The following is a 23,429-nucleotide window of genomic DNA, read 5'->3' on the forward strand; positions in this document are numbered from 1 at the left end:
AAGGGGCATGCAGCCTAAACCGCATATTGTACATTTGCCAGTATATCAGCCCGGTAAACCGATTGAGGATGTGAAACGTGAGCTGGGACTCGATGAAGTAATCAAGCTCGCCTCAAACGAGAATCCGTATGGCAGCTCTCCCAAAGTGTTGCAGGCCATTCAGCAGGAGTTTGCTAACATCAGTGTATATCCTGATGGAAGTGCAGTTGCTCTGACACAGGCACTAGCTAAACGGACGGGATTAAAAGAAGAACAATTTATCTATGGCTGTGGCTCTGACGAAATTATTGCGTTGATTACGCGTGCATTCCTCCTTCCAGGGGAAGAAAGCATCATGGCTGATCAGACATTTTCCGTCTATAAAAGTAACGTGGAAATTGAGGGAGCAGTTGCAGTTGAGGTGCCTTTGCGTGACGGTGTACATGATTTGGATGCCATGCTGTCTCATATCAATGACCGTACAAAAATTATTTGGATCTGTAATCCAAATAATCCGACGGGAACGATTGTACCCGAAGCTGAGCTGATTGCGTTTCTGAACCAAGTGCCAAAGCATATCATGGTGGTGCTGGATGAAGCCTACGCTGAGTTTGTAATAGATCGTTCGTATCCAGACGGTATTCGCTTGTTGTCAGCTTATGAAAATTTGGTTGTACTGCGTACCTTCTCCAAAATCTATGGTCTGGCTTCACTACGTATCGGATATGGTATGGGAGCCGAGGCAACCATTCGCTTGATCAATCAGGTTCGTGAGCCGTTTAATACTTCACGGGTAGCACAGGCTGCGGCCATTGCTGCCTTGGAAGATCAGGAATTTGTTCAGGAATGTCGGGATCGTAATGCAGAGGGTAGAGCTTATTTGCAAAATGAGCTGAAGCGTTTGGGGCTGGAGTCTTTCCCGGCACATGGTAATTTTATTATGCTGGACGTACGTCGTCCATCCGGTGAGGTATTTCAAGAGTTGCTTCGTAAAGGTGTGATTATTCGCGCAGGTCATCACAAATATCCGACATATATTAGGGTGTCGGTTGGATCACAGCCGCAAAATGAGTTGTTTATTCGTGCGCTGGAACAGGTCCTGGGGGCGGAAGCGGCGAAAGTACGCCTATAATTTCCGCAGATGGGATTTGATAATAGATGAAGATTGCCATTTTCGGCGTGGGACTGATTGGCGGGTCCCTCGCACTTTGTTTTAGAGGGAAGCCGGATATTAATGTGGTCGGTCATGCTCATCTTCCTGAACTGATAGAACCGATGCTAAGCCGTGGTGTCGTGGACACCGCGACTCTTTCGGTTGAAGAGGCGGTCACGGATGCCGATTTTATTTTTTTATGCGTACCGGTTGGTTTACTGGAGCATTATCTCGAATTGTTAAGCAAGTTACCGCTTAAAGCGGGGTGTATTATTACCGACGTAGGTAGCACGAAATCGGCGATTGCCAAAAAGGCATCAGAAATATCTTTGCACAATGCTTACTTTATCGGGGGTCATCCGATGGCTGGCTCGGAGCGTTCCGGTGTCAAGGCCGCTTCTGCGTTGTTGTTTGAAAATGCATATTATGTGCTTTCCCCTGCAGAGGGTGTGCCTGAGGAAGCTTACAGCTCGCTGGAGCGCTTGTTGAAATATACCGGTGCTCATGTTGTGCGTGTCCAACCTGATATGCATGACGATATTGTCGGTGCGATTAGCCATCTTCCACATATTATTGCAGCAGCGCTGGTGAATCAGGTACGAAAGCACAATGATGAAAATCCGTTGTACCGTACATTGGCTGCGGGTGGGTTTCGTGATATTACACGGATAGCCTCTAGTGATCCGGTTGTGTGGCGGGACATTTTGCTGAGTAATCGTGATGTTTTACTGGGCCTGTTAGAAGAATGGAATGGGCAGATTGAGCGTTTTACTCACTTGCTGAGAACACAAGACGGAGAGGGAATTGCTGACGAATTTTTGACAGCAGGGCATTTCCGTAGTGAACTGCCAGAGCGTCGTAAAGGAGTTATTGTCTCTACGTTTGATCTGTATATTGATGTACCGGATACCCCAGGGATTATCGGAAGAATTGCAATGGAACTAGGAAATCACAGCATTAATCTGAGTAATATGCGAATCATTGAAAGTCGGGAGGATGTTCCTGGCATCATGAGGCTTTCCTTCCGTCAAGAGCAGGACTGGGAGCGTGCCAAAACCTTACTGGATTCGATGGGCTATAAAGTGGTGGTATAAAGGGTGAAGAAAGTATGTGTGTTTGTTAAGGAGATACTCCGCTCCGCGATTCATTTGATCTTACGATCGCTGTTGCAGGGGGATTCTTTGGACGATTTGAAATCTTTAAAGGAAAGAATCCCCCTGCAAAGGCGAGCGCTACGCTTCTCCAGATTCAAATGAATCGCTCCGCTACGGACGCCTTAAAAGCATCATACTTTCTGGAGTGAAGTAGTAAGAAAAGATTTAAAGCGGGCGAAGGTTCTCTTCCCGCTTTTTTGTTATTTCAAGAGTCGATGGAATGGTCCTTTACTACTTATTAATAAAGAAAAAAAAGACCACCCGGGTAAAGCCCCGGGTGGTAGCTACTTTCAGTAAAGTAGCTGAGTAGGATAGGAGTGGAGAGAAACCATACTGTACTTTTATTATATGTATACGTTTTCATTTTGTCAATATTTTTTTAAAGCGTTTTCTTTTTGTTTAATTATCCTTATTGGTGCTCTAAATGAAACACTTTAATTGGATTTGTCATTTATCTTGAATAAACTTAAAATCCATTGAAAAGCGGTTTAAATGAATTAGCTGCCAGCGTTAGGGAGCCTTTGATGGAAATCGTGGGGATTTTGGACTTTTTTACTGGCGGCCATTTTGTGGTACAATGGGTAAGTCCATTTTGGATATTGAATATTGTTGGGGATAGCACCGTTAATGTTGGCACTACATAGGGTAAGAAAATAACAAATGTTCCATGATGCTGTTTCATCCATTTGCGCAGAGGGCGCAACTTTTTTTGGCCTGTTCGGTATATATAGACAGAATCGGACGGGAAAACAGCACATGTATGGGCGAGGAGGGTCTCACTCGGATGATGACAGATTCCCAGATGATTCAGGAAATCAAACAAGGTAATGTTGAGGTTTATTCAGAATTAATGAGGCGGCACCAACGTAAAATTTTAGCTTTTGTTTATCATATGCTGAAAAGTTCGAACCTGGAAATGATTGCTGAGGACTTATGCTCGGAGACGTTTTATAAAGCGTATCGGAGCCTGCATTCTTTTCGCGAGGTAGATGCATCGTTCTCCACTTGGCTATATACAATTGCACGCAATACGGTGCTAAGTGAGCTTCGTAAGCACCGTAGTGGTCAGGTTCCATTGGAAGAGAGCGGTTATGTACCGGTAGCTCCATCGGATGTAATTCCGGAGCAGGCTGTTCTTCGCGGTGAGAAGGTAGAGATGGTTCGTGAAGCAATCAACAGATTGCCTGAGAAGCAGCGATCTGCGCTGATTTTGCGTGAATATGAGCAATTAGATTATCAGGAGATTGCGACTATTTTAGGACAGACGGTCAGTGCGGTGAAGTCATTGCTTTTCCGGGCAAGAACCAGTGTGAAGACGCAGTTGGAGCCTTATTTTTTTGAGCCTCTCTATGAGGAAAACGAAGGGATGAGCAGCCAATGAAATCCAGGGACGCTGAGGATTTGTTCGCTACAGGCAAAAATGTATCGAAACAAGACTCGGAGCGCAGACGGGCCAAAAGCTCGTCTGCCGGGTGGGAGCATGGTTCGGAAGAGAATGATTGGAATTTGTCAAAAGAAAGTCGATCGGCTATTCGTGATATTTCCTTTGAAATAACAGATGATAAGCTAGAGGCAATGAATCGTAGAGTCATGGATCGAATTTATGAAGAATCACCGTGGCTTGTTCCGGGCGAGCATCGACGTGCGCGTGTGAACCCAGCAGCCCGTAAGTATATGTCTGTATGGATCGCCGGCTTCTTGGCCGTATTTTTGTGCAGCTTTTTGTTTTTGAACTGGAATGGAAGCTCCTCTCAGGAAAATCCCCCCCAAGCGGCTCCTGTCATGGACACGGGTATTTTACCGACAGGCCTGCTGGAAACTACAAGTACATCTCCACAGTATCAATACCACATTAAAGATGTGAATAGTGGCATTATGGATCCGCTGGTTGCAAGCATTGTTCCTACTTACCCGCAATACTGGATGTTGTTGTCTGTATTGGCACTTGCGCTTGCTTTATTTTCTCTGGGCTGGATCCATCGGACGAGAAGAGTTAGAAATTAGCTGGCAGATGGGCTCCATATAAAATTCATTATATGCCTGAATAACACAACAGCGGAGGACTGACACAATGCTTATTGGCTTGATCAGACATGGATTGACGGATTGGAATGCGGTAGGAAAAATCCAGGGGCACAGTGATATTCCGTTGAATGAGGAAGGGCGTCGGCAGGCACGCTTGCTGGCAGAACGATTGAAGGAAGAGCCTTATCAATGGGACGGGCTTATTACAAGTAGTCTCTCCAGAGCGAAAGAGACGGGGGATATTATTGCCTCTGCCCTGCATTTGCCATTGCTGGAACCTGATGATCGACTAAGAGAACGTGCTTATGGTCAGGTCGAGGGGATGACACAGGCCGAACGTGAAGAGAAGTGGGGAGTTGACTGGCATCTGCTGGATTTAGGGCAGGAAAGCGATGCAGATCTTCAGCTTCGTGCGCTAGCTTTTATGGAGGCTCTTTGGACGGAAAATCGGGACAAGAATCTGTTGATCGTTTCCCACGGGGGTTTCTTGGCTAATTTGTATAAGGCTCTGTATCAGGAAAAATTTACAGAACGAATTGGCAATTTGTCACTAAGTGTACTCCAGCGTGATGATGCGGACTGGGAACCGCTTTTATATAATTGCACGAAGCATTTGCAAGAGAAAAAGTGACTGCAGCTCCAATACTTTGTGAAAGACCACGGCTTCTACTCATCGTAGAGTCGTGGTCTTTTTTGTTTTTTAATTATACCTTTGCAAAAAAAGAGGTTTAGAGTCTGAAGATTCCGTCAAAGCTGTGGGTACAACAGGTAAGAATCATTTCCGGATGACAGTCCAGTGACGAGGCGATGGAACAATGAATCTGGCGGATATGCTGACATTTGCGGATATTGTGCATTTGAACAGAATCGCAGTGTATTACGATTGTGACTGCAAACCTAATTCCAAGCATGAGTTGATCCAAGGGATTTTGACAAAGCTCGGCAGTAGTAGTTTTTTTGAGACGCAGGTCAAGGAGCTGAGGTTGTCAGAGGTAAGGTTTTTGAATGCGCTATTGTTCGATGACCGACCTTATTTCAGTATGGAGGAATTGATTGCGATTGCCAAACAGTCTGTCGAGCAGGACGGAGATGTTGGTGAGCGACCACGAGATATTGTGACCCGTCTACGTTCTAGCGGCTGGTTGTTCAATGGTTCAACGCACAATACGAGATATTTGTACCAAATTCCTTCGGATATGAAGGAGCGCTTTCGGCGTGTTATGGTACATGACTTTCAAAACGGAATGATCCGGGTAAGTGAACCGTCGTCGTACCGGGATGAAGGGCATCTACTGGCGGAGGATTTACGGCTTTTCCTTCAATATATGAGGCAGCATGAGGTTCTGCTTAACCCTGAGGGAGCTTGGTACCGTCGCAATCAGCAGCAACTAATGGAGCATTTGCACATTGCGGAGCCATTATTGGGTAAAGGAGGATGGCGTTTTGGCTATGGTTCCTCTTTTAAGTTTTATCCGGATCGAATGGCATTACTGTATGATTACGCCCGGCACTCCAAGTATATTGAGGAGAAGGGAGACCGGGTTGAGCTGACCGCAAAAGGGGAGGCGCAACAGGAACTCGCAATTGAGGATGAAATGATACAGCTATTCAGGTTTTGGTTAAGATTGTATAAAGGAGCCGTACCCAATCTGCTTTCACTAGTCTACTGGATTGGAGAATGTGCCAGGCCATGGACTTCCTCAGAGTCGCTTTTTGTGCATATCGGCCCACTGATCCGACCGTTTTACTATGATACCTCCCGTTCGGTCTTTGATCAGAGGATTATACGAATGATGCTTCACTTGGGTATGCTTCGACAAGGTGAGCATCCGACAGGACCCTCTGTACAAATGACGGCCTGGGGGCAGAAGTTGGCGGGAGAGTGCCGTCTTGGGCGAAACGACTCGGGTATACAGCTCCATTGACAAGCAGTACACATATTGATAGAATTTCACCCAAAATATGAGAGGGTGAAGTTGATGCTAATTCACTACAACGGAAACTTGCCACAACTCCATTCATCTGTCTATGTGGCAGAAGGAGCAAAAATTGTCGGAAAAGTAACGATCGGCCAAGATTCCTCCGTATGGTTTAATGCCGTACTGCGCGGGGATATGGCGCCTATCATTATCGGTGAACGCTGCAATATTCAGGACGGTGTCGTGGGACATGTGAACACGAATCAACCCTTGTTGCTGGCGGATGATATTTCGGTAGGACATGCTGCCATTATCCACGGTTGTACGATAGGCAAAGGCACTTTAATTGGTATGGGGGCCATTGTACTCAACGGAGCGGAGCTTGGTGAATATGCTTTAATAGGAGCAGGGTCGGTCGTTACGGAAAATACCAAAATACCACCCTATACTCTTTCTATCGGTACACCTGCCAAAGTGGTGCGCGAATTGACAGATGCAGATTTGCAGCGGATGTCACGAACGACACTCAGCTATGTGGCGAAAGGAAAAGAATATAGGATCTCTTAAACTCATGTTGGAGGTGCATCCTATGGATAAAATGAAGGTTACTTATGAGGTAATGTTGGGCCTGTCTGCTGAGATGGTTTTGGACGAGGCATTACGTAAACACCGGAGTGAAAAACTCTACAAGGATATTGATGAGGCGTTAGCCTCCGGAGATGAAGTAGCTTTTCGTCATCTTACGGATGAGCTGAAAGCAATGAGTTAGAACGCTTTTGGTAAGCTTAAGGTGGTCATTTTGACCAAGCGCCAGTTCGAGATTATATCATCAAACCTGACTGTAACGGCGGTCAGGTTTTTTTGATACGCTTGGATATGATATAGTCATTGTAGGATAGTGCCTGTACAAGGCAACTGTCGTATGAACGGAGGATGAAGGACGTGTCGTTATCTTATTTGTGGAGCCGGTCGTTCTTGACGAGCCGGCCCTTTTTGTGGCTGCTGTTCTGGTGTAATTTAGTTGGAACGGTGTATGGGTACATATGGTATGGCGGACAGCTGGAATATACACTGAATTATCACCCGGCGTGGCAGATTGTATTTGTGCCTGATAGTCCGACGGCCAGCCTATTTTTTACAATTTCTATAGCATTTTTGCTCTATCCTCCGCATTTCAAAAGCTTGAAGGTCATTCGCCAGATCATGGAAGCGTTGGCTGTCGTTACGAGTGTAAAGTACGGCATTTGGGCTTCGGCTATTATTTTGTGGGGAGTTGCGCAGGGGGGAACTATGGTATGGCAGGATTGGATGCTGATAGCATCTCACACGGCAATGGCGGTCGAAGCGTTACTGTTTGTACGATTTTTTAGCTGCAAATGGATTGCTTTATGCTTAGCCGCACTTTGGACATTGTTAAATGATACGATGGATTATACCTATGGCATATACCCTTATCTTCCCAGGACGCTAACGGATGATGTGACGCAAGTGCGTACTTTTACCTACATGCTGACCCTTGTTAGTATTGTAGCGGCATGGCTTGCCATGCTAGCACGCAATCGAAAGGTATCGTCTTATCGTGAACTAGCTTGAGTCTTTTGAATGGAGAAATAGAGATGCATATCGTTATAAATCAGAAGGAATATGTATTCCAAAAAGGCATCCGTGATGATCACAAAATAAAAGCAAGCTTTAATTTTTTAGCAAAACAGAGTTTTGGTTTTGATTTTGAAACCTGGTTTCAATTGGGGGATTGCAAACTACAGGAATCAAGGTTTGAGTCGGTTTTTAGTAGAGCAAGCGCTGAAAGATTGGCATGGCAATTGTGACGGTATCTGTGACGGTATCTATCTGTTTGGAAATGATATTGTGAAGGATTTTTATCCTAGATTCGGCTTCGCTTCGGCACCTGAGTATCAATGTAGTCGGAAGGCACCTACCAGCAACCTAAACATAAAGATTGATCAATTAAATATGGAAGAAATGCCGAATTTGCAGTTGTTGAAAATGAAGAGTGCTGACTTCAATCCGTATTCACTTTTTTCTGCGGAAAACAATGAGTGGTTGGTTTTATTTTATAGTACGTTATTTTATAAAGACAAGTTTTGGCACATACCTCAATACGATACGATTGTTGTTGCAGATTTCGAAGGAGATACGATGAACTGTTACGATATTTTTGGAGCGGGCGACATTCCTTATACTACACTGTTTTATGTGACTAAACACCCAAACAGATGTAATGAAAATCCACTTATATTTCCTATTTTGTCCAGAGGATAGCCGGTTTCACCTAAAGCCAGTTCTAGTCCCGTTAACCTTGCCATACAGTAAGGTGAGGAGGGATGTCCCATGATTAGGGGTCGGGGGGTTTATATTACGTTACGCTTTGTTTCGAGTATTGTGTTATCCATGGTCCTGCTGCTGTCCGTCTGCGTCCCTCCAGGTATGGCAGAAGCGCGCGATCAGTCAAAACTCGAAGGTAATAGCAAGGAAATTGAAGAACTGGATCATGCTGCTGCGACACTGTACCGTGACGTAATGGACGGGAATATTGAAAAAGCGCGCGCGGATGTAGCCGAGGTGAGCAGATGGTTCAGCACTGGACAGGTACAGGCCACGCTATCTGTAGAGGCCATTCATGCTCTATCCGGTAGCATCCTGGAGGTGCAGCAAGCTACACAGTCGGTTCAAGCATCCCCGGATGAGTGGGTGAAGGCAGCGGCCAATTTACGGCTTGCGACAGATGCGATTGCGCACCCACGCCAGCCCTTATGGCAGCAGTATTATAAGATTTTAAGAGAAGATGTTAGCGGTTTGAATAACCAGTTTGCAAAAGGGAACATGAAGGGATTCAAAGCTGGTACCGAAGTGCTGGAAGACCACTATGAAACGATTCGTACAGCAGCATTGATCCATGGCAGAACAACTGAGGTCGTGCGGACTGATTCCTGGATTTCCTACGTCAAAGGATTGGGGGATCAGCAAAATGCAGATGCCTCAGCGATTAGAGGAGCATTGGACCAGGGCAACCCGACGTTGAATGCCTTGTTTGGACGTGAAAAAGATGCTACCGCACTGGCGCCATTTATCCCGCGTGAGAGTGAGCGCCGGGCTGAATTGACTATCGGCATGATTGTGCTGTTGGCGCTGGCCTATGCAGGTTATCGTAAATATCGGGCTGGCTTCACTGGGTAATGATGAAAGTTTGAACATTCGCGTCGTTGGCTGTGGAACCATTCATAGATGTCAGCCCATTGCCCGGATTACCGGGCTATTCCTCTTTGAACCCCTCGCCATGTACATCATGCACATCCTGAATGATGATAAACGCCCGTGGATCAACTGATTTAACAATTTGATGCAGTCGTCTTATTTCCTGACGGGACACGACACAATAGGCAACATGCTTGGCCTGTTTGGAAAATGCACCTACAGCCGGAATAATGGTAACTCCGCGATCCATGTCCCTGGTAATAATATCTGCGATATCCATCGTGTGGTCGCTGATAATCATAAAGGCTCTGGCAGAGTACGCCCCTTCTTGTATAAAATCAATAATCTTAGACGCGATGAACACAGCCACTAATGTATATAGAATTTTTTCTTTGGGTATGTAAAGTAGTGAAGCACCGATAATGACAATATCAATGACCAGCAGAATCCTTCCCATACTCCAGCCAAACTTCCGGTTTAAAATACGAGCGATAATATCCGAGCCTCCAGTAGTGCCGCCAAAGCGGAACACAATACCTAACCCGGCCCCAAGCGTAACCCCCGCATATAATGAAGAAAGTATAAAATCGTGTTCAGTCTGAAAGGTCCCCATCCATCCGAGATGAATCATTTTTTCAAACAACCACAAAAAGAATGTGAGCGACCCGATACCAACCCCCGTGTATATAATCTGCTTGCCCCCAAGCATTTTCCATCCAATCAAAAATAATGGAATGTTCAGTAACAAAGTGGAGAGAGAAGGTGAAATCGAAAAAGCATAATTTAGCAGCAGGGTGATCCCTGTAATACCGCCTTCCATCAGTTTACTGGGTATAATAAAATAAAGCAGACCGAATGCATAGATGGCGGTGCCAAATACAATGGGCAAAATCAATTTAAGCTGTTCCATAGACTTGGATATTTTCATATGATCCCTCACAGTAGCAGTTTAAGGATGGCGACTACATGCAATTTTTGCTAAATCGCAGCCCCTTATGTTTAGTATACCTTTTTGCGACAGCTTTAAAAGACAGATGACTGCAAATTGGGTTCGTTAGTTCACAATTAAAAAAATTTGTTTTAAAATGTGCTTTACGATAACATATGAATAAACCTGCACATGGGGGGATTGCGTGTTTCATGGAAAAATCGTTAGATGAAATTCAACGTGAGGTAGACCAGTACATCTCTCAATTTAAGGAAGGGTATTTCAGTCCTTTGGCCATGTTGGCCCGGATGTCCGAGGAAGTCGGCGAACTGGCAAGGGAGGTCAATCACTCCTTTGGTGAGAAGCCGAAAAAAACGGATGAGGCGGACAATTCCATTGAGCTGGAACTGGGGGATATTTTGTTCATCACTGTTTGCTTTGCGAACTCACTGGGTATCAATTTGACTGAGGCACATGATAAGGTTATGCATAAATTTAACACGCGTGACGCGAATCGCTGGACCAAAAAGGACACCGATTAGGCGTTTTGTACATATGCTGTACCAAACCGGTTACCCGGAGGTGCAGTGTCATGAAGGCGGAGGAATACGTTCAGAAAGCTTATCAGTGCATTTTGCAGAACGATTTTGAGCAGGCGGTGGAATGGTTTGAAAAAGCGATTTCAGCCCAGCCTGATCATGCGGAGCATTATTTCCGTTGCTCGGTTACCTATGCTCGCAGTGGACGATTGGAGCAGGCCCTGGCATATGCAGAGCATGCGGTCCGTCTCGCTCCACAGCAGGATGAATATGTTCTCCATCTGCATGCGCAGGAAGCCAGGCAGTATACAGAAAAGGCCAGAAAAATGCTGGAGGTCGACAGAGCTACGCCACAGATGCGCCAGGATGCGATTTTGCTGCTCGAACGGGCAATTTCCCTTGATCCGTTATGTGGTGACGCATTTTTACTGCTCGCATTGATTTATGACGAATTAAATGAATATAAGCTGGCTGTGCAGGCTGCTCGTGAGGCTGCAGCGCTGTTTCCTCACAATGTGCAGCTTGCCAACCTCATGAAGAAATTATGCCAGCAGATGAATGAACAAATCTAGCACAAATGGATGCATAAGGAGTTGTAGGGATATGTCAGAACCAATAAAAGTGGCTGTCGTTGGAGCAGCAGGACGTATGGGCCGTGAGGTGGTCAAATTGGTTCTTCAGGATGAGGAACTACAGCTTGTAGCCGCAGTGAACAGAACACACGCCGGCAGTGATGCCGGCCTTCTCGTTGGACTACCGGAAGCTGGTATCGCTATTATGGAGGATGTAGAGCAGGCTTTACTGGAGAGCCGAGCCGATGTCATGGTTGACTTTACGGGGCCGCGTTTTGCGTACGCACATACAGCGCTTGCTATTAAGCATGGAGTTCGTCCAGTTATCGGTACGACAGGGTTTACTCCTGAACAAATTGATGAACTGGACAAGCAGTGTCGTGAGCAACAAATTGGTGGTCTAATTGCGCCCAACTTTTCGATCGGCGTCATTTTGATGATGCGGTTTGCGGCTCAGGCAGCGAAATATTTCCCACATCTAGAAATCATCGAATATCATGGCGACCAAAAATTGGACGCGCCCTCAGGTACAGCCATTAAGACTGCTGAACTGATCGCCGAGCAGCGTCAGGAGCTACGACAAGGCAACCCGGAAGAGGAAGAAACGCTAGAAGGATCGCGTGGCGGTTACTATCAAGGCTTCCGCATTCACAGTGTCCGTCTTCCCGGTGTGTTCGCACAGCAAGAAGTCATATTTGGAGGATTTGGACAATCTCTGAAAATTCGTCAGGATTCATATGAACGGGCTGGATACATGCCTGGTGTTAAAATCGGTATCCAGAAGGTAATGGAGCAGCCGGGGCTTGTATATGGTTTTGAGCATTACATTGATTAAGAATATACGAATGAATTGATGAATGGAATTATAGAATGAGGCAGGAGGAATTTCGAATGTTAAAGATTGCATTTATAGCGCATGATCGCAAAAAGGATGAAATGGTTAATTTTATTACGGCATATGAGCATGTTTTTACAGATCACCAATTATATTCAACAGGTACAACAGGTCAGCGCATTATGGAGCAAACCAAGCTTCAAATTCACCGCTTCATGTCTGGGCCGCTTGGTGGAGATCAGCAAATCGGGGCTATGGTTGCGCAAAATGACATGGACTTGATTATATTTTTGCGTGATCCACTCATGGCACAGCCGCATGAGCCGGACATTAGCGCATTATTACGTCTGTGTGATGTACAGGGGATTCCTTTGGCAACCAACGTTGCAACTGCTGAAATACTGGTTAAAGCGTTGGATCGTGGCGATTTTGCTTGGCGTGAGCTGGTACATAAATATAAACCGGGCATTGACCAGCAGGGTGATGTAAAATGACGCTGGACATCCTGATTTTCGGAGCCCATGCCGACGATGCAGAAATAGGAATGGGAGGCACGATTGCCAAGCATACAGCCGCTGGGTTAAAGGTGGGGGTGTGCGATTTGACACGGGCTGAAATGTCATCTAATGGTGATGTGGATACTCGTATGGCAGAAGCTGAACACGCTTCAAAAGTGCTCGGGCTGGCTGTGCGGACGAATTTGGGTCTGCCTGATCGTGGGTTATATGTAACTCCTGAACATGTAGCTGCAGTTACAGCAGAAATCAGACGCCATGCACCAAAAATTGTATTTGCTCCTTATTGGGAGGATCGGCATCCGGATCATGTCATGTGCAGCAAGCTAGTAGAGGAAGCTGTGTTTAACGCCAAGTTGAGACGCTTTATGCCAGAAAGTCCTGCGGTACAGGTAGAGCAATTATATTTTTATTTTATTAATGATATCGGCAGAACGGACTTGATCGTGGACATTACCGAGCATTATGAAGCCAAGGAACAGTCGTTGTTGAGTTATGCTTCGCAATTTCAGGCAGCGCCTGGGAAGGATACGGTATCCACACCACTGAATCAGGGGTATGTGGAACGTGTAAAAGCTCGGGACTCGTTGTTGGGTCAACGTAAACTGATTTCATATGCAGAAGGATTTGCGTCCAAAACGCCATATCTGGTTAAGCTATTCAAATAAGGACTATATACTTACGCATGTTGTCGAATGCTGAAATACATGGGCATACGAGTGATTATGGATGGACGGAAGGAGGCAGCTTAGCTTGAATGACAAACTGAAAATTGGGATTACCTGTTATCCGTCGCTGGGTGGCTCTGGCGTTGTGGCTACGGAACTGGGCAAGTTGCTGGCAGAAAAAGGGCATGAGGTTCATTTTATTGCCAATAGCATTCCGTTCAGATTAGGCGGGGCGTTCCAGAAGAATATTTTTTATCATGAAGTTGAAGTTAACGATTATTACGTGTTTAGATATCCGCCATATGATTTGTCGCTAGCGACAAAAATGGCCCAGGTGGCTCAAATGAAGAATTTGGATGTACTCCATGTCCATTATGCTGTCCCGCATGCAGTATGCGCTTATTTAGCGAAGGAAATGGTGGGCGATCATTTGAAAGTGGTGACCACCCTGCACGGTACAGACATTACAGTGTTGGCACAGGATGAATCATTAAAGGATCTGATTCGACTGGCTATTAACAAAAGCGATGCTGTGACAGCGGTCTCTAAGGATTTGATTCGTGAGACGATTGATGCGTTGGAAATCACACGACCTATTGATTTGACTTACAACTTTGTAGATAAACGAGTATATTATCCACGAGATGCTGCTGCGCTTAGGAGAGATTTTGCCCAACCGCACGAAAAAATTATGATGCATATTTCCAATTTCCGTCCTGTCAAAAGGGTGGGAGATGTGCTGGATATATTCGACAGAGTGCAACAAAAGGTACCTACGAAGCTACTGTTGGTGGGAGAAGGACCGGATCTTCCGAAAATTCGTTGTAAAATCGAAAGTTTAGGCTTGCAGGACAAAGTCTTCTTTTTAGGTAAGCAGGATCAAATCGCAGAAGTGATTTCTATGGCGGATGTGCTATTGCTTCCGTCGGAGAAAGAAAGTTTTGGTCTAGTTGCGCTGGAAGCCATGGCTTGTGGAGTGCCAACAATCGGTTCTCAGGCAGGAGGAGTACCTGAACTCGTCGTACATGGAAGTACGGGGTATCTGGCTGAAATCGGTAATACAGAGGCGATGGCAGAATATGCAGTAGAACTGTTGTCCGATGAAGCAATGGCGGAACGTTTCCGTGAAGCGTGCCTGACACGCGCACGTACCGTATTCTGTGATAAGCTGATTACTCGTCAATATGAAGAGATTTATTACCGTGTGTTGGGACGCGAGGTGCCGGATCTTAAACCGATCAGCGTTTAAGGGGGCGGACTCGCGTCCGTTTTTTTATTGAATACTTGCAAAGGGGGAAACCCTGTGAATACAAATACTTGGCAACATGCTGACCCAGAGATGGCTCTTCACGGCAGAGAGGTCATACATACACTAACCACAGCAGGCCACGAAGCTTATTGGGTCGGTGGGTGTGTGCGGGATGAGCTATTAGGACGTGCTATTCATGATATGGATCTGACCACCTCGGCTGAACCTGAAGAGGTCTTAGCGCTATTCCCTCATGTTATTCCGACAGGAATCCAGCATGGGACGGTAACGGTCATGCAGGACGGTCATGCGTTCGAGGTGACCACTTTTCGTACGGAAAGCGGTTATACCGATCACCGCCGTCCGACGGAAGTATCCTTTGTGAAGGACATCCGTGAGGATCTGATGCGGCGGGACTTCACGATGAACGCGATAGCGATGGCTGAACATGGGGAGCGAGTGGACCCGTTTGGAGGGGAAGCAGATTTGCGAGCCTCTCTCGTTCGTTGTGTGGGACGAGCTGAGGAACGTTTTGAGGAGGACGGGCTGCGAATGCTGCGCTGCATCCGTTTTGCCTCTGTATTTCGGTTCCGAGTGGCCTACAATACTTGGAAAGGTATGATTCGTCGCAGAGAGGGACTTAGATACATAGCCATGGAACGGGTGCGAATCGAGTTAGAAAAGATGCTAGCGGGACCTGATCCATTACGTGGGCTGGAGATGCTGGGCCGTAGTGGATTGCTGGGCTGTACGAAGGTTCCGGTTCCCTGGGAACAATGTGACGCACAGGCGCTCCAGGAGATCGTGCAGCTGCCAGCAGAGCTGCGGTGGGGTTTGCTCCTTATGTCTTGTAGACTTAGCTCAGAGGCAGCGGACGAGCTATTAAGAGCTTGGACCTTCTCCAATGCTGTACGTCTGCGTTTAGTTCATTTATTGGAATGGGAAAACGAGCTCATCGGTCATGCTGTTGCCATAGCTGGCAACTCAGTTTCGAGGGATCCTGACCGTATCAACGATGAGGAATTACGTCGTAGCTGGATTCGATTGTTAATTAAGCTGGGAAAGGACACAGCTTCAGACTGGCTGGAGCTTTACAAGACACTGCCTTCTTCGTTTCGCGGATTACCGCCATGGGTAGAAAAGCATGTGAAGAAAATTGCCGAACTGGCAAACTCGTGGACACAGCAGGCTGTCGTCGTTCGTATCAAGGATTTAAATATTACTGGAAATGAACTGGTTCAGGCAATGAATCGACCAGGTGGACCTTGGCTGGGACAGATGATGGAACGGCTTTTACAAGCGGTCGCTTGCGGAGATATCCCGAATGAAACAGAAACATTGCTTCAGGAAGTGAAACGGGTGATGAGTAGTGAATAATCATGAAAGATTGTTAGGCATACTGGAGGAAGGTTCATCCGATTACGTATCCGGGGAGGAGATTAGCCGACGACTGTCGGTTAGTCGTACAGCGGTATGGAAGCAGATCAACAAACTGCGTGAGCTGGGTTATAATATCGATGCCTCCTCACGGCGGGGCTATCGGCTGATCTCTCAGCCAGACCGGCTGGAAGTCTCCAAATTGGCAGGTATGTTAACCACTCAATCGTTTGGTCAGCGTATCGTTATTCTGGACTCAACAGTATCCACTCAGCAGGATGCAATGCGTTTGGCAGAAGAGGGTGCGCTGGAGGGAACGTTAGTGCTTGCGGAGGAACAAACGGCAGGTCGGGGACGTCTGGGGCGGAAATGGTATTCCCCTCGCGGCAAAGGTATCTGGATGAGCATTGTATTGCGCCCCACCCAGCCCTTGGCCTTTACCCCCCAGCTAACGCTGTTAACAGGCGTGGCGGTGTGTAGGGCTATTCGCCGACTGACGGGTGTAGAGGCAGGCATCAAATGGCCCAACGATCTGCTGATTCATGGTCGCAAGGTATCCGGTATTCTGCTGGAATCTGCAACAGAGGATCAACGGGTTCGGTACTGCATTGCAGGGATTGGCATTGACGTTAATTTGAATGTAGAAGATTACCCGGAAGAGTTATCCCATGTAGGGACATCTTTGAAAATAGAGGCAGGGCTTGAAATTGACCGTACTGCGCTGATTGCTGCTGTTTTGGAAGAAATGGAGCAGCTAAGCAAGCTATATGCCGATCAGGGGTTCCAGCCTATAGCCATGCTGTGGGAGGCGTTATCCGTGACGATGAACCGCAGCGTACGGGCACATACGGGACAAGGGATGGCGGTAGAAGGTACAGCGGTTGGCTTGGACCCTTCAGGAGCACTTGTAATTGAAACGGACCACGGTGAGCGAATCCAGGTCATATCAGGGGATATACATTTGTAGAAGCGACCCTAGCTGAGCATACGACCACAATCTTTCTGTTTCCTGTGTAAAACTTCACGTGAAAAAGCTGATATTTTTTGTTATACTGTGCAGGAGGCGGCATCGGACGGTCCGAGCTGCACTCCAAGGGCACATGCTCTACTTTAGTAAGTTTGTAAGACCATCATAACTTCATTTGAAGGTTACGTTGGATTCTGCTCTGAGCCGAACAGGACCGAGACAGAAGGGACGATCTCAAAATGAGTGTCTTTTTTGGCTGTTCGGACCTTTTGATGACGCAGATGTACAGGCGTTCATAAAAGGTTATTTTTTGTGCCAAAAAAAGATGGAAGGGAGCCATTCACAATGGCAGGAAAACAAGCACTGAATATTGTAAAAATGAAAAAAATGAAGCAAGAGGGCATTCCGCTCAGTATGCTGACCGCCTATGATTATCCATCGGCAAAAATAGCCGAGGAGGCGGGAATTGATATCATTCTCGTGGGTGATTCGCTGGGTAACGTAGTTCTTGGTTACGATTCGACTATCCCAGTGACCCTGGATGATATGGTGTACCATTCCCGGACAGTGGCAAGAGGCGCCGAGCATACGTTCATCGTAGCGGACATGCCTTTTATGACATATCACGGCAGCATATCTGAAAGTCTTCAAGGCATCCGTCGTCTGATGCAGGAAGGACATGCGCATGCTGTTAAATTGGAGGGCGGAGCTGAAATTGCCGATGTCGTAAAAGCGACTGTTCAGGCAGGTGTACCTGTGCTAGGACATATCGGACTTACTCCGCAATCGGTTAATCAGATTGGAGGTTATCGCATTCAAGGTAAGGACGAAGCAGACGCACGCCGCTTAATGGCTGATGCCAAGGCGTTAGAGCAGGCGGGTGCCTTTGGTATTGTACTGGAATTGGTGACTGAGGAAGTGGCAACGGCGATCTCTAAAGAACTTTCCATTCCAACCATTGGAATCGGTGCAGGACGTGGATGTGACGGTCAGGTACTTGTTTATCACGATCTAATTCAATATGCATCGCCATATTTCAGTAAACGTTTTGTTAAAACCTATGTCGATGTAGGCGGCTTGATCCGCAGCAGCATTGAGCAGTATGTGAGCGATGTGAAAGAGCGGGCATTCCCGGCCGCAGAGCATGTGTTCAGCGCGGATGATCGCGTTGTGGAGTCCCTGGAGTCCTTGTACGGTCAGGCAAAAGGACAAGCGCAGGAACAAGCTAAGGAAAAGGTGGAATCACAGTCATGATCATCGTAAGAGAAGTGGCTCAACTGCGTAAGGTTATTGCCGAGCGTCGGCAGCTTGGGGCCAATGGAGCAAAAATGCTACACGATTCTGCCTCTGTACAACAACATAAAGTCGGCTTTGTACCAACAATGGGATACCTGCACGAAGGGCACGCGAGCTTGATGCAAAAGGCGCGTGAAATGGCAGACACAGTCGTGCTTAGTATTTTCGTTAATCCGATACAATTTGGACCTACCGAGGATTTGGACAGCTATCCTCGTGATGAAGTTCGTGATCTGGAAGTAGCACGGCGCGAAGGCGTGGATATTGTCTTTTTGCCGACTGTAGCAGAAATGTATCCACAGCCAACTCAAACCAAAATTCGCGTATCCGCTTTGACAGACCGCTTGTGCGGCGCTTCCCGTCCTGGCCATTTTGATGGTGTGACTACAGTGGTAGCCAAGCTGTTTAACATGGTAGGTCCTGATTTGGCCTTCTTTGGCATGAAGGATGCGCAACAGGTTGCTGTGCTTCAACAAATGGTGACTGATCTTAATATGAATGTGACCCTCATACCTTGTCCTATCGTTAGAGAGGCCGATGGTTTGGCCCTTAGCTCCCGTAATGTCTATTTAAGTGCGGAACAGCGAGAGCAGGCGTTAGTGCTGTCCCAGTCACTGCGCAAGGTGCAAGAAGTGAGCGAAGATATTGTACAGAACACCATTACGATTGAGCAGTTGCGTCAAATGGTGGAGTCGACCATCGCCTCATCTCCTTTGGCAGATATTGACTATATTGAAATATTAACATTTCCTGGCCTGGAGCCCCTTCGCCCTGAGCAGCGCCTATGTGATGTGCAAGAAGATGTCATTGTTGCGCTAGCCGTAAAATTTGGGAATACCCGACTGATTGATAATATAAGAATACAGAAAGTGGAGGTACTTTCCCATGTTTAGAACTATGATGAAATCAAAAATTCACCGCGCGACGGTTACCGAAGCTAACCTGAACTACGTGGGAAGTATCACCATAGATGAGGATTTAATGGAGACATCGGATCTACTGGAGAATGAAAAGGTTCAAATTGTAAACAATAATAATGGAGCTCGACTGGAAACCTATGTGATCCCCGGACCGCGTGGGAGCGGCGTGATTTGTCTCAACGGTGCGGCAGCCCGTCTGGTCCAGCCCGGTGATACAGTCATTATTATTTCCTATGCTTCCATGTCAAATGAAGAGGCCAAAACATACAAACCAACTGTGGTATTTGTGGATGAACATAATAAACCAGCCCAAACGATGAACAAGGAAGTACATGCAACGATCATGTAATGAATGGGAATGCGGATGAAACCCGTCTTTTAAGCGAAAAATGTGAGTGTATTAATCCATCTTTCGTAAGGGCGGGATGCACATGTTCCAGCATGTATTCGCAGAAATGAACAGCATGTTAGATGATATCGTGAAGCATTACCCATCAGCCCAGGGCCCCCGCAGACAGGAGCTGCTACAGCACTGGAGTCTGCTGCGGAGAATGAGTGACGGAATTATGGATGAGTGGCTGGCCTTTGAGGAAAAAATGGTTTACCTGCGTGCAGCAGGATTTTCTGCAGAGGCCGACATGTCTGACGCTGAGCTGCCTGAAAAGGAGCTACCGGCATTTAACAGGGGGCAGGGGTATTATCGCTTACTTATGTACCCGGAGGCAATCCAGCAATTTGAGCAGGTGCTACAGCATTTTCCGAACAGCTGGCAGAGTCACATGTATATGGGAATGGCTCATTTTCAACTGGATGATCCAGCAGAGGCTATAAGCCAGTTTCAAAAGGTGCTGCACCTGACTGAACAGCCAGGGCTAAAAGCGGTCATCTATAATGCGCTGGGTTGTTTGATGGCAAAGCAGGCTGACGTAAAAGAGGCGCAAAAATATTTTGCTCTCGCGCATCAGTTCGATCCAACGTTGCCCGAGCCACTGCACAATATGCAAGCCTGTTTGTCCGGTGTCGAAAAGCTTCGCTACGACAGCTCCATGTTGACCTGGATGTAGTTGTCAGACACCGAGTAAGACGATGCATGCCCACCTCCTTAGGCGGCGTGTGCATCGTCTTTTTTGGCTGTCTTAATTTCCAAACAGGCAATCTTCTGCTATGCTATTATACAGAGTTATTATTATTGTATGTGTCATAAGAAAGGATTAAGCTCGAATGAAATTTGCGGTATTGGATTTTGAAACGACAGGCACCCAGTCCGCGGATGACATCATTCAAGTCGGACTTGCAATTATAGATCATGATAACAGCATTTCCCGTGTTTACGGCTCTTATGTAAACCCTGGCAGATCTATTCCACCTTTTATCACCGGATTGACCGGAATTACAGACGATGACGTCAAGGATGCACCTGCACTCGAAGAAATGATGATGGAGCTCGTGCCTATGCTGGACGATGTCGTACTCGTCGGTCATAACGTGGCGTTTGATTTTAATTTTTTGCAAAGCGCTTTGGACCGGTGTGGATATTTACCCTTTAGCGGTAGAATTTTGGATACGATGGATTTTCTGAAAATTATGTTTCCATCATTATCTTCTTATCAGCTAGGTTTTGTTTCCTCAGAGTTTGGGCTGGCGCATGACCGCCCTCATCAAGCAGACAGCGACGCGTTGGCTACGGCTGAGGTGTTTTTAAAGTGTCTGGGTGAGCTTCAGGCATTACCTCTGATAACGATACAGCGGCTCAGCGATTTGTTCGCAGAGGAAGACAGTGACCTGGGTTGGTTTCTTGACGGCATACGAGAAGAGAAAGAGCTAGACCCTATTCAGGATTTGGAGAAACATCAGTTTTTTCGTCAGCTTGCGCTTAAAGTGGAAGATTGGACCGAATTGGCTACTCCACGTAGAGAAGATGATCCTAATCCACTCTCAGGCGTTTCCTTTGAGGAGTATATGGATGATGTGCGGGACAATTTGCGTTCATCCTTGAGCCAATATGAGGAGCGCGAGGCGCAAACACAAATGATTGAGGGTGTAAATCAAGCCCTGAGTCAAGATAAGCATTTGTTGATCGAGGCGGGTACAGGAACAGGGAAGTCCCTAGGCTATTTGCTTCCGTCACTGTATCACAGTGTAAAATATGGGCAGAGGGTCACAGTAAGCACGCATACCATTAATCTGCAGGAGCAATTGCGAGAGCGTGATATTCCGATGCTGACAAAAGTGATTCCGTTCCCGTTCCGGGCTGCCATTTTTAAGGGTCGGGGGCATTATTTGTGTCTGCGTAAGTTTGAACATAAAATAAACAGAAGAGACTTCGCGACACCAAAGGAAGACTTGATTACAGCGGCTCAAATGATTGTCTGGCTGACTCTGACAGAAACCGGTGATGATGAGGAACTGAACCTGAGCAACCGTGGAGGGGATTTTTGGGAAACAGTAGCTAGTGATTCCGAGTCCTGTCTTGGTCGTTCTTGCCCATGGTTCCGCAAATGCTACTATCATCGTGCACGTCATGAAGCAGGAACAGCGGATGTGGTTATAACGAATCACTCCAAGCTGTTCACCGACGTCAAAGCAAGTCACCAGCTATTGCCCAGCTATGAACATCTGGTAATTGATGAAGCACATCATCTAGAGGAAGTAGCCGGTAAGCACCTGGGCATGCATATGAAATATTTCACACTCGTGCATACGCTGACTCGATTGTTCAAGGACAGTAAGAACGGACAATTGCCTTCGCTACGTCAGCAGTTGGCAAAGTCTGGGCATGAGAAGTCGACGGAATGGGCCTCGACCATTGATCAGCTGTACCCACTCGTGTTAGAGGTTAAGGAAACTTGGGATCTGCTAAGCGATAAGCTGTTTGGCATGTTGCCAGAGCGGTCTGATGCCACACCGGGTGAAACAGGACAATTTTCTTCGCGTCTCAAACCGTCGGCCAAGCCTGCAAAGTGGGATCAAGCGGCGGCGTTGGAAAATCAGCTTTATGTAACGTTGAGTGAAATTTTGCGCAAGGGCGACAAGCTGATGCTGGATGTCAAGGAAGAACACGACGATTATGCGGCGGATAGTCTCATTACAGATATCACGGGTCTGCTTAAGGATTTGGCGGGGATTAGGGAAAATTTACGCTTCTTTATACGACTCGATGATGAAACAACCGTATATTGGCTCGAAGCGAGTGGGCAATTCCGTAGTAAATCATTGCAATTTTATGCAGTGCCCGTCGATGTGAGCCGCCAGTTGAAAGAAATGTTTTTTGACAAAAAAAAGAAGTATTATCCTGACATCTGCTACTTTATCGGTAGATAAGTCGTTTCAGTACATGACCGATCAACTCGGCTTGCAGGAGGCCGCGGATCAAGGACGATTAATGACGTCACAGCTCCCATCACCTTTTAATTACAGGGATCAGGTGTTGCTAGTCATTCCGCGAGACTTTCCGAGTGTGAAGGGCAGTGTAGGGGATGCACATTTTGTAGAGATGCTTGTTAGCTCTCTAGGAGCGACTGCCCAAGCGACGCGGGGGAGAATGCTCGTTCTGTTTACTTCCTATCGGATGCTCCGGCAAGTGTATGAGCCACTCAAAGAGGCGTTAGCATCCAGCGATATTACCGTGTTAGGACAAGGTGTAGACAGTGGGAGTCGGAGCAAGCTAACCCGTCGTTTTCAGGAAGCCAAGGCTTCTGTATTGCTGGGAACCAGCAGCTTCTGGGAAGGCGTCGATATTCCAGGGAAGGCTTTGACTTGTCTGGCCATCGTTCGCTTGCCGTTTCAACCGCCCAATCACCCGTTACTGGAGGCAAAAAGCGAGCTGCTCCAGCAGCAGAAGAAGAATCCATTTATGAAGCTGTCTGTACCACAAGCAGTTATTCGCTTCAAACAGGGATTTGGGCGATTGGTACGTACAGCGAGCGACCACGGAGTCGTTATCGTTTACGATACGCGTGTGATCGAATCCTATTACGGAAAGCACTTTTTGTACTCGTTACCGGGACCAAAAATGGAGCATATGCCATCGGAGCAAATGGTGCCCCGCATCGCCGAATGGCTCCAATCCGCCCCGGAGACAGAGGCACAACGGACGGACACCTAAAGTCCGTTACAA

25 protein-coding genes and 1 pseudogene are annotated in these 23,429 nt (G+C 46.9%); 25 read left to right on the plus strand and 1 reads right to left on the minus strand.

Features of this window, described 5'->3' with window-relative positions; all coding sequences use genetic code 11:
- Positions 1 to 7 precede the first annotated feature (7 nt).
- From hisC to C400_RS0115855, 12 genes are all read left to right on the plus strand, one after another.
- Positions 8 to 1,111 (plus strand): histidinol-phosphate transaminase, encoded by a 1,104-nt coding sequence (hisC, locus tag C400_RS0115795; protein WP_017427553.1) that lies wholly within the window; start codon positions 8 to 10, stop codon positions 1,109 to 1,111.
- Between the two features lie 26 nt (positions 1,112 to 1,137).
- Entirely contained in the window at positions 1,138 to 2,226 is a 1,089-nt protein-coding gene (locus C400_RS0115800) for a prephenate dehydrogenase (protein ID WP_017427554.1), read from the plus strand.
- An 844-nt stretch (positions 2,227 to 3,070) separates the two neighbouring features.
- Complete coding sequence (locus tag C400_RS0115810; RefSeq protein ID WP_013310707.1) at positions 3,071 to 3,667, plus strand: RNA polymerase sigma factor; 597 nt, start codon at positions 3,071 to 3,073, stop codon at positions 3,665 to 3,667.
- Positions 3,664 to 4,290 carry a hypothetical protein gene (locus C400_RS0115815; RefSeq protein ID WP_013371659.1) on the plus strand — a complete coding sequence of 209 codons (627 nt, stop codon included), beginning with the start codon at positions 3,664 to 3,666 and terminating at the stop codon, positions 4,288 to 4,290. The genes C400_RS0115810 and C400_RS0115815 overlap by 4 nt, the downstream gene beginning before the upstream one ends.
- A gap of 67 nt (positions 4,291 to 4,357) precedes the next feature.
- Entirely contained in the window at positions 4,358 to 4,942 is a 585-nt protein-coding gene (locus C400_RS0115820) for a histidine phosphatase family protein (RefSeq protein WP_016822196.1), read from the plus strand.
- Positions 4,943 to 5,126: 184 nt separating this feature from the next.
- Complete coding sequence (locus tag C400_RS0115825) at positions 5,127 to 6,236, plus strand: hypothetical protein (RefSeq protein WP_016822195.1); 1,110 nt, start codon at positions 5,127 to 5,129, stop codon at positions 6,234 to 6,236.
- 54 nt (positions 6,237 to 6,290) lie between these two features.
- Positions 6,291 to 6,797 (plus strand): gamma carbonic anhydrase family protein, encoded by a 507-nt coding sequence (locus C400_RS0115830; RefSeq protein WP_016822194.1) that lies wholly within the window; start codon positions 6,291 to 6,293, stop codon positions 6,795 to 6,797.
- Between the two features lie 22 nt (positions 6,798 to 6,819).
- Complete coding sequence (locus C400_RS0115835) at positions 6,820 to 6,999, plus strand: IDEAL domain-containing protein (RefSeq protein ID WP_013371655.1); 180 nt, start codon at positions 6,820 to 6,822, stop codon at positions 6,997 to 6,999.
- Between the two features lie 173 nt (positions 7,000 to 7,172).
- Positions 7,173 to 7,823 (plus strand): DUF1405 domain-containing protein, encoded by a 651-nt coding sequence (locus C400_RS0115840; RefSeq protein WP_016822193.1) that lies wholly within the window; start codon positions 7,173 to 7,175, stop codon positions 7,821 to 7,823.
- Entirely contained in the window at positions 7,820 to 8,059 is a 240-nt protein-coding gene (locus tag C400_RS0115845; RefSeq protein WP_232795378.1) for a hypothetical protein, read from the plus strand. The genes C400_RS0115840 and C400_RS0115845 overlap by 4 nt, the downstream gene beginning before the upstream one ends.
- Positions 8,007 to 8,513: a hypothetical protein gene (locus tag C400_RS0115850; protein ID WP_232795379.1), complete on the plus strand. Its 507-nt coding sequence runs from the start codon at positions 8,007 to 8,009 to the stop codon at positions 8,511 to 8,513. The genes C400_RS0115845 and C400_RS0115850 overlap by 53 nt, the downstream gene beginning before the upstream one ends.
- 69 nt (positions 8,514 to 8,582) lie before the next feature.
- Positions 8,583 to 9,428 (plus strand): sporulation protein YpjB, encoded by an 846-nt coding sequence (locus C400_RS0115855; protein ID WP_017427557.1) that lies wholly within the window; start codon positions 8,583 to 8,585, stop codon positions 9,426 to 9,428.
- A gap of 76 nt (positions 9,429 to 9,504) precedes the next feature.
- On the opposite strand, the gene C400_RS0115860 is transcribed toward C400_RS0115855, so the two are convergent.
- Positions 9,505 to 10,374, minus strand: coding sequence for a YitT family protein (locus C400_RS0115860; protein ID WP_016822189.1), 870 nt, complete (start codon positions 10,372 to 10,374; stop codon positions 9,505 to 9,507).
- Between the two features lie 212 nt (positions 10,375 to 10,586).
- Here C400_RS0115860 and C400_RS0115865 point away from each other — a divergent pair, with 212 nt between their 5' ends.
- The 13 genes and pseudogenes from C400_RS0115865 (at position 10,587) to dinG (ending at position 23,417) form a co-directional block, all read left to right on the plus strand.
- Positions 10,587 to 10,916: a nucleotide pyrophosphohydrolase gene (locus C400_RS0115865; RefSeq protein ID WP_007430805.1), complete on the plus strand. Its 330-nt coding sequence runs from the start codon at positions 10,587 to 10,589 to the stop codon at positions 10,914 to 10,916.
- Positions 10,917 to 10,966: 50 nt separating this feature from the next.
- A complete protein-coding gene (locus tag C400_RS0115870; protein WP_016822188.1) occupies positions 10,967 to 11,485 on the plus strand; it encodes a tetratricopeptide repeat protein in 519 nt (172 codons plus the stop codon).
- Between the two features lie 31 nt (positions 11,486 to 11,516).
- Positions 11,517 to 12,320, plus strand: coding sequence for a 4-hydroxy-tetrahydrodipicolinate reductase (gene dapB, locus C400_RS0115875; RefSeq protein ID WP_016822187.1), 804 nt, complete (start codon positions 11,517 to 11,519; stop codon positions 12,318 to 12,320).
- A 56-nt stretch (positions 12,321 to 12,376) separates the two neighbouring features.
- Complete coding sequence (gene mgsA, locus C400_RS0115880) at positions 12,377 to 12,814, plus strand: methylglyoxal synthase (RefSeq protein ID WP_013371648.1); 438 nt, start codon at positions 12,377 to 12,379, stop codon at positions 12,812 to 12,814.
- A complete protein-coding gene (gene bshB1, locus C400_RS0115885; protein WP_017427558.1) occupies positions 12,811 to 13,503 on the plus strand; it encodes a bacillithiol biosynthesis deacetylase BshB1 in 693 nt (230 codons plus the stop codon). The genes mgsA and bshB1 overlap by 4 nt, the downstream gene beginning before the upstream one ends.
- 85 nt (positions 13,504 to 13,588) lie before the next feature.
- Complete coding sequence (bshA, locus tag C400_RS0115890) at positions 13,589 to 14,752, plus strand: N-acetyl-alpha-D-glucosaminyl L-malate synthase BshA (protein ID WP_017427559.1); 1,164 nt, start codon at positions 13,589 to 13,591, stop codon at positions 14,750 to 14,752.
- Between the two features lie 54 nt (positions 14,753 to 14,806).
- Positions 14,807 to 16,129: a CCA tRNA nucleotidyltransferase gene (locus tag C400_RS0115895; protein WP_017427560.1), complete on the plus strand. Its 1,323-nt coding sequence runs from the start codon at positions 14,807 to 14,809 to the stop codon at positions 16,127 to 16,129.
- On the plus strand, positions 16,122 to 17,096 hold the full coding sequence (locus C400_RS0115900; RefSeq protein WP_016822183.1) for a biotin--[acetyl-CoA-carboxylase] ligase: 975 nt from the start codon (positions 16,122 to 16,124) through the stop codon (positions 17,094 to 17,096). The genes C400_RS0115895 and C400_RS0115900 overlap by 8 nt, the downstream gene beginning before the upstream one ends.
- 345 nt (positions 17,097 to 17,441) lie before the next feature.
- Positions 17,442 to 18,350, plus strand: coding sequence for a 3-methyl-2-oxobutanoate hydroxymethyltransferase (panB, locus tag C400_RS0115905; protein WP_017427561.1), 909 nt, complete (start codon positions 17,442 to 17,444; stop codon positions 18,348 to 18,350).
- Positions 18,347 to 19,285 carry a pantoate--beta-alanine ligase gene (gene panC / locus C400_RS0115910; protein WP_017427562.1) on the plus strand — a complete coding sequence of 313 codons (939 nt, stop codon included), beginning with the start codon at positions 18,347 to 18,349 and terminating at the stop codon, positions 19,283 to 19,285. The genes panB and panC overlap by 4 nt, the downstream gene beginning before the upstream one ends.
- The gene (gene panD, locus C400_RS0115915; protein ID WP_013371641.1) at positions 19,278 to 19,661 is read left to right on the plus strand and encodes an aspartate 1-decarboxylase; all 384 of its coding nucleotides are present in this window, start codon (positions 19,278 to 19,280) and stop codon (positions 19,659 to 19,661) included. Before panC ends, panD begins: the two co-directional genes overlap by 8 nt.
- Positions 19,662 to 19,743: 82 nt before the next feature.
- Positions 19,744 to 20,376 (plus strand): tetratricopeptide repeat protein, encoded by a 633-nt coding sequence (locus C400_RS0115920; RefSeq protein WP_016822180.1) that lies wholly within the window; start codon positions 19,744 to 19,746, stop codon positions 20,374 to 20,376.
- Between the two features lie 157 nt (positions 20,377 to 20,533).
- Positions 20,534 to 23,417, plus strand: a pseudogene (dinG, locus tag C400_RS0115925) (ATP-dependent DNA helicase DinG).
- Positions 23,418 to 23,429: the final 12 nt, after the last annotated feature.

This window comes from Paenibacillus sp. ICGEB2008 (assembly GCF_000307675.1).
Classification (GTDB): domain Bacteria; phylum Bacillota; class Bacilli; order Paenibacillales; family Paenibacillaceae; genus Paenibacillus; species Paenibacillus polymyxa.

What these genes read in the sequence shown, in the direction of transcription:
- hisC (WP_017427553.1), top strand. Translation starts at nt 8, where the DNA reads ATGCAGCCTAAACCGCATATTGTACATTTGCCAGTATATCAGCCCGGT.
- C400_RS0115800 (WP_017427554.1), top strand. Translation starts at nt 1,138, where the DNA reads ATGAAGATTGCCATTTTCGGCGTGGGACTGATTGGCGGGTCCCTCGCA.
- C400_RS0115810 (WP_013310707.1), top strand. Translation starts at nt 3,071, where the DNA reads ATGATGACAGATTCCCAGATGATTCAGGAAATCAAACAAGGTAATGTT.
- C400_RS0115815 (WP_013371659.1), top strand. Translation starts at nt 3,664, where the DNA reads ATGAAATCCAGGGACGCTGAGGATTTGTTCGCTACAGGCAAAAATGTA.
- C400_RS0115820 (WP_016822196.1), top strand. Translation starts at nt 4,358, where the DNA reads ATGCTTATTGGCTTGATCAGACATGGATTGACGGATTGGAATGCGGTA.
- C400_RS0115825 (WP_016822195.1), top strand. Translation starts at nt 5,127, where the DNA reads ATGAATCTGGCGGATATGCTGACATTTGCGGATATTGTGCATTTGAAC.
- C400_RS0115830 (WP_016822194.1), top strand. Translation starts at nt 6,291, where the DNA reads ATGCTAATTCACTACAACGGAAACTTGCCACAACTCCATTCATCTGTC.
- C400_RS0115835 (WP_013371655.1), top strand. Translation starts at nt 6,820, where the DNA reads ATGGATAAAATGAAGGTTACTTATGAGGTAATGTTGGGCCTGTCTGCT.
- C400_RS0115855 (WP_017427557.1), top strand. Translation starts at nt 8,583, where the DNA reads ATGATTAGGGGTCGGGGGGTTTATATTACGTTACGCTTTGTTTCGAGT.
- C400_RS0115860 (WP_016822189.1), bottom strand. Translation starts at nt 10,374, where the DNA reads ATGAAAATATCCAAGTCTATGGAACAGCTTAAATTGATTTTGCCCATT.
- C400_RS0115865 (WP_007430805.1), top strand. Translation starts at nt 10,587, where the DNA reads ATGGAAAAATCGTTAGATGAAATTCAACGTGAGGTAGACCAGTACATC.
- C400_RS0115870 (WP_016822188.1), top strand. Translation starts at nt 10,967, where the DNA reads ATGAAGGCGGAGGAATACGTTCAGAAAGCTTATCAGTGCATTTTGCAG.
- dapB (WP_016822187.1), top strand. Translation starts at nt 11,517, where the DNA reads ATGTCAGAACCAATAAAAGTGGCTGTCGTTGGAGCAGCAGGACGTATG.
- mgsA (WP_013371648.1), top strand. Translation starts at nt 12,377, where the DNA reads ATGTTAAAGATTGCATTTATAGCGCATGATCGCAAAAAGGATGAAATG.
- bshB1 (WP_017427558.1), top strand. Translation starts at nt 12,811, where the DNA reads ATGACGCTGGACATCCTGATTTTCGGAGCCCATGCCGACGATGCAGAA.
- panB (WP_017427561.1), top strand. Translation starts at nt 17,442, where the DNA reads ATGGCAGGAAAACAAGCACTGAATATTGTAAAAATGAAAAAAATGAAG.
- panC (WP_017427562.1), top strand. Translation starts at nt 18,347, where the DNA reads ATGATCATCGTAAGAGAAGTGGCTCAACTGCGTAAGGTTATTGCCGAG.
- panD (WP_013371641.1), top strand. Translation starts at nt 19,278, where the DNA reads ATGTTTAGAACTATGATGAAATCAAAAATTCACCGCGCGACGGTTACC.
- C400_RS0115920 (WP_016822180.1), top strand. Translation starts at nt 19,744, where the DNA reads ATGTTCCAGCATGTATTCGCAGAAATGAACAGCATGTTAGATGATATC.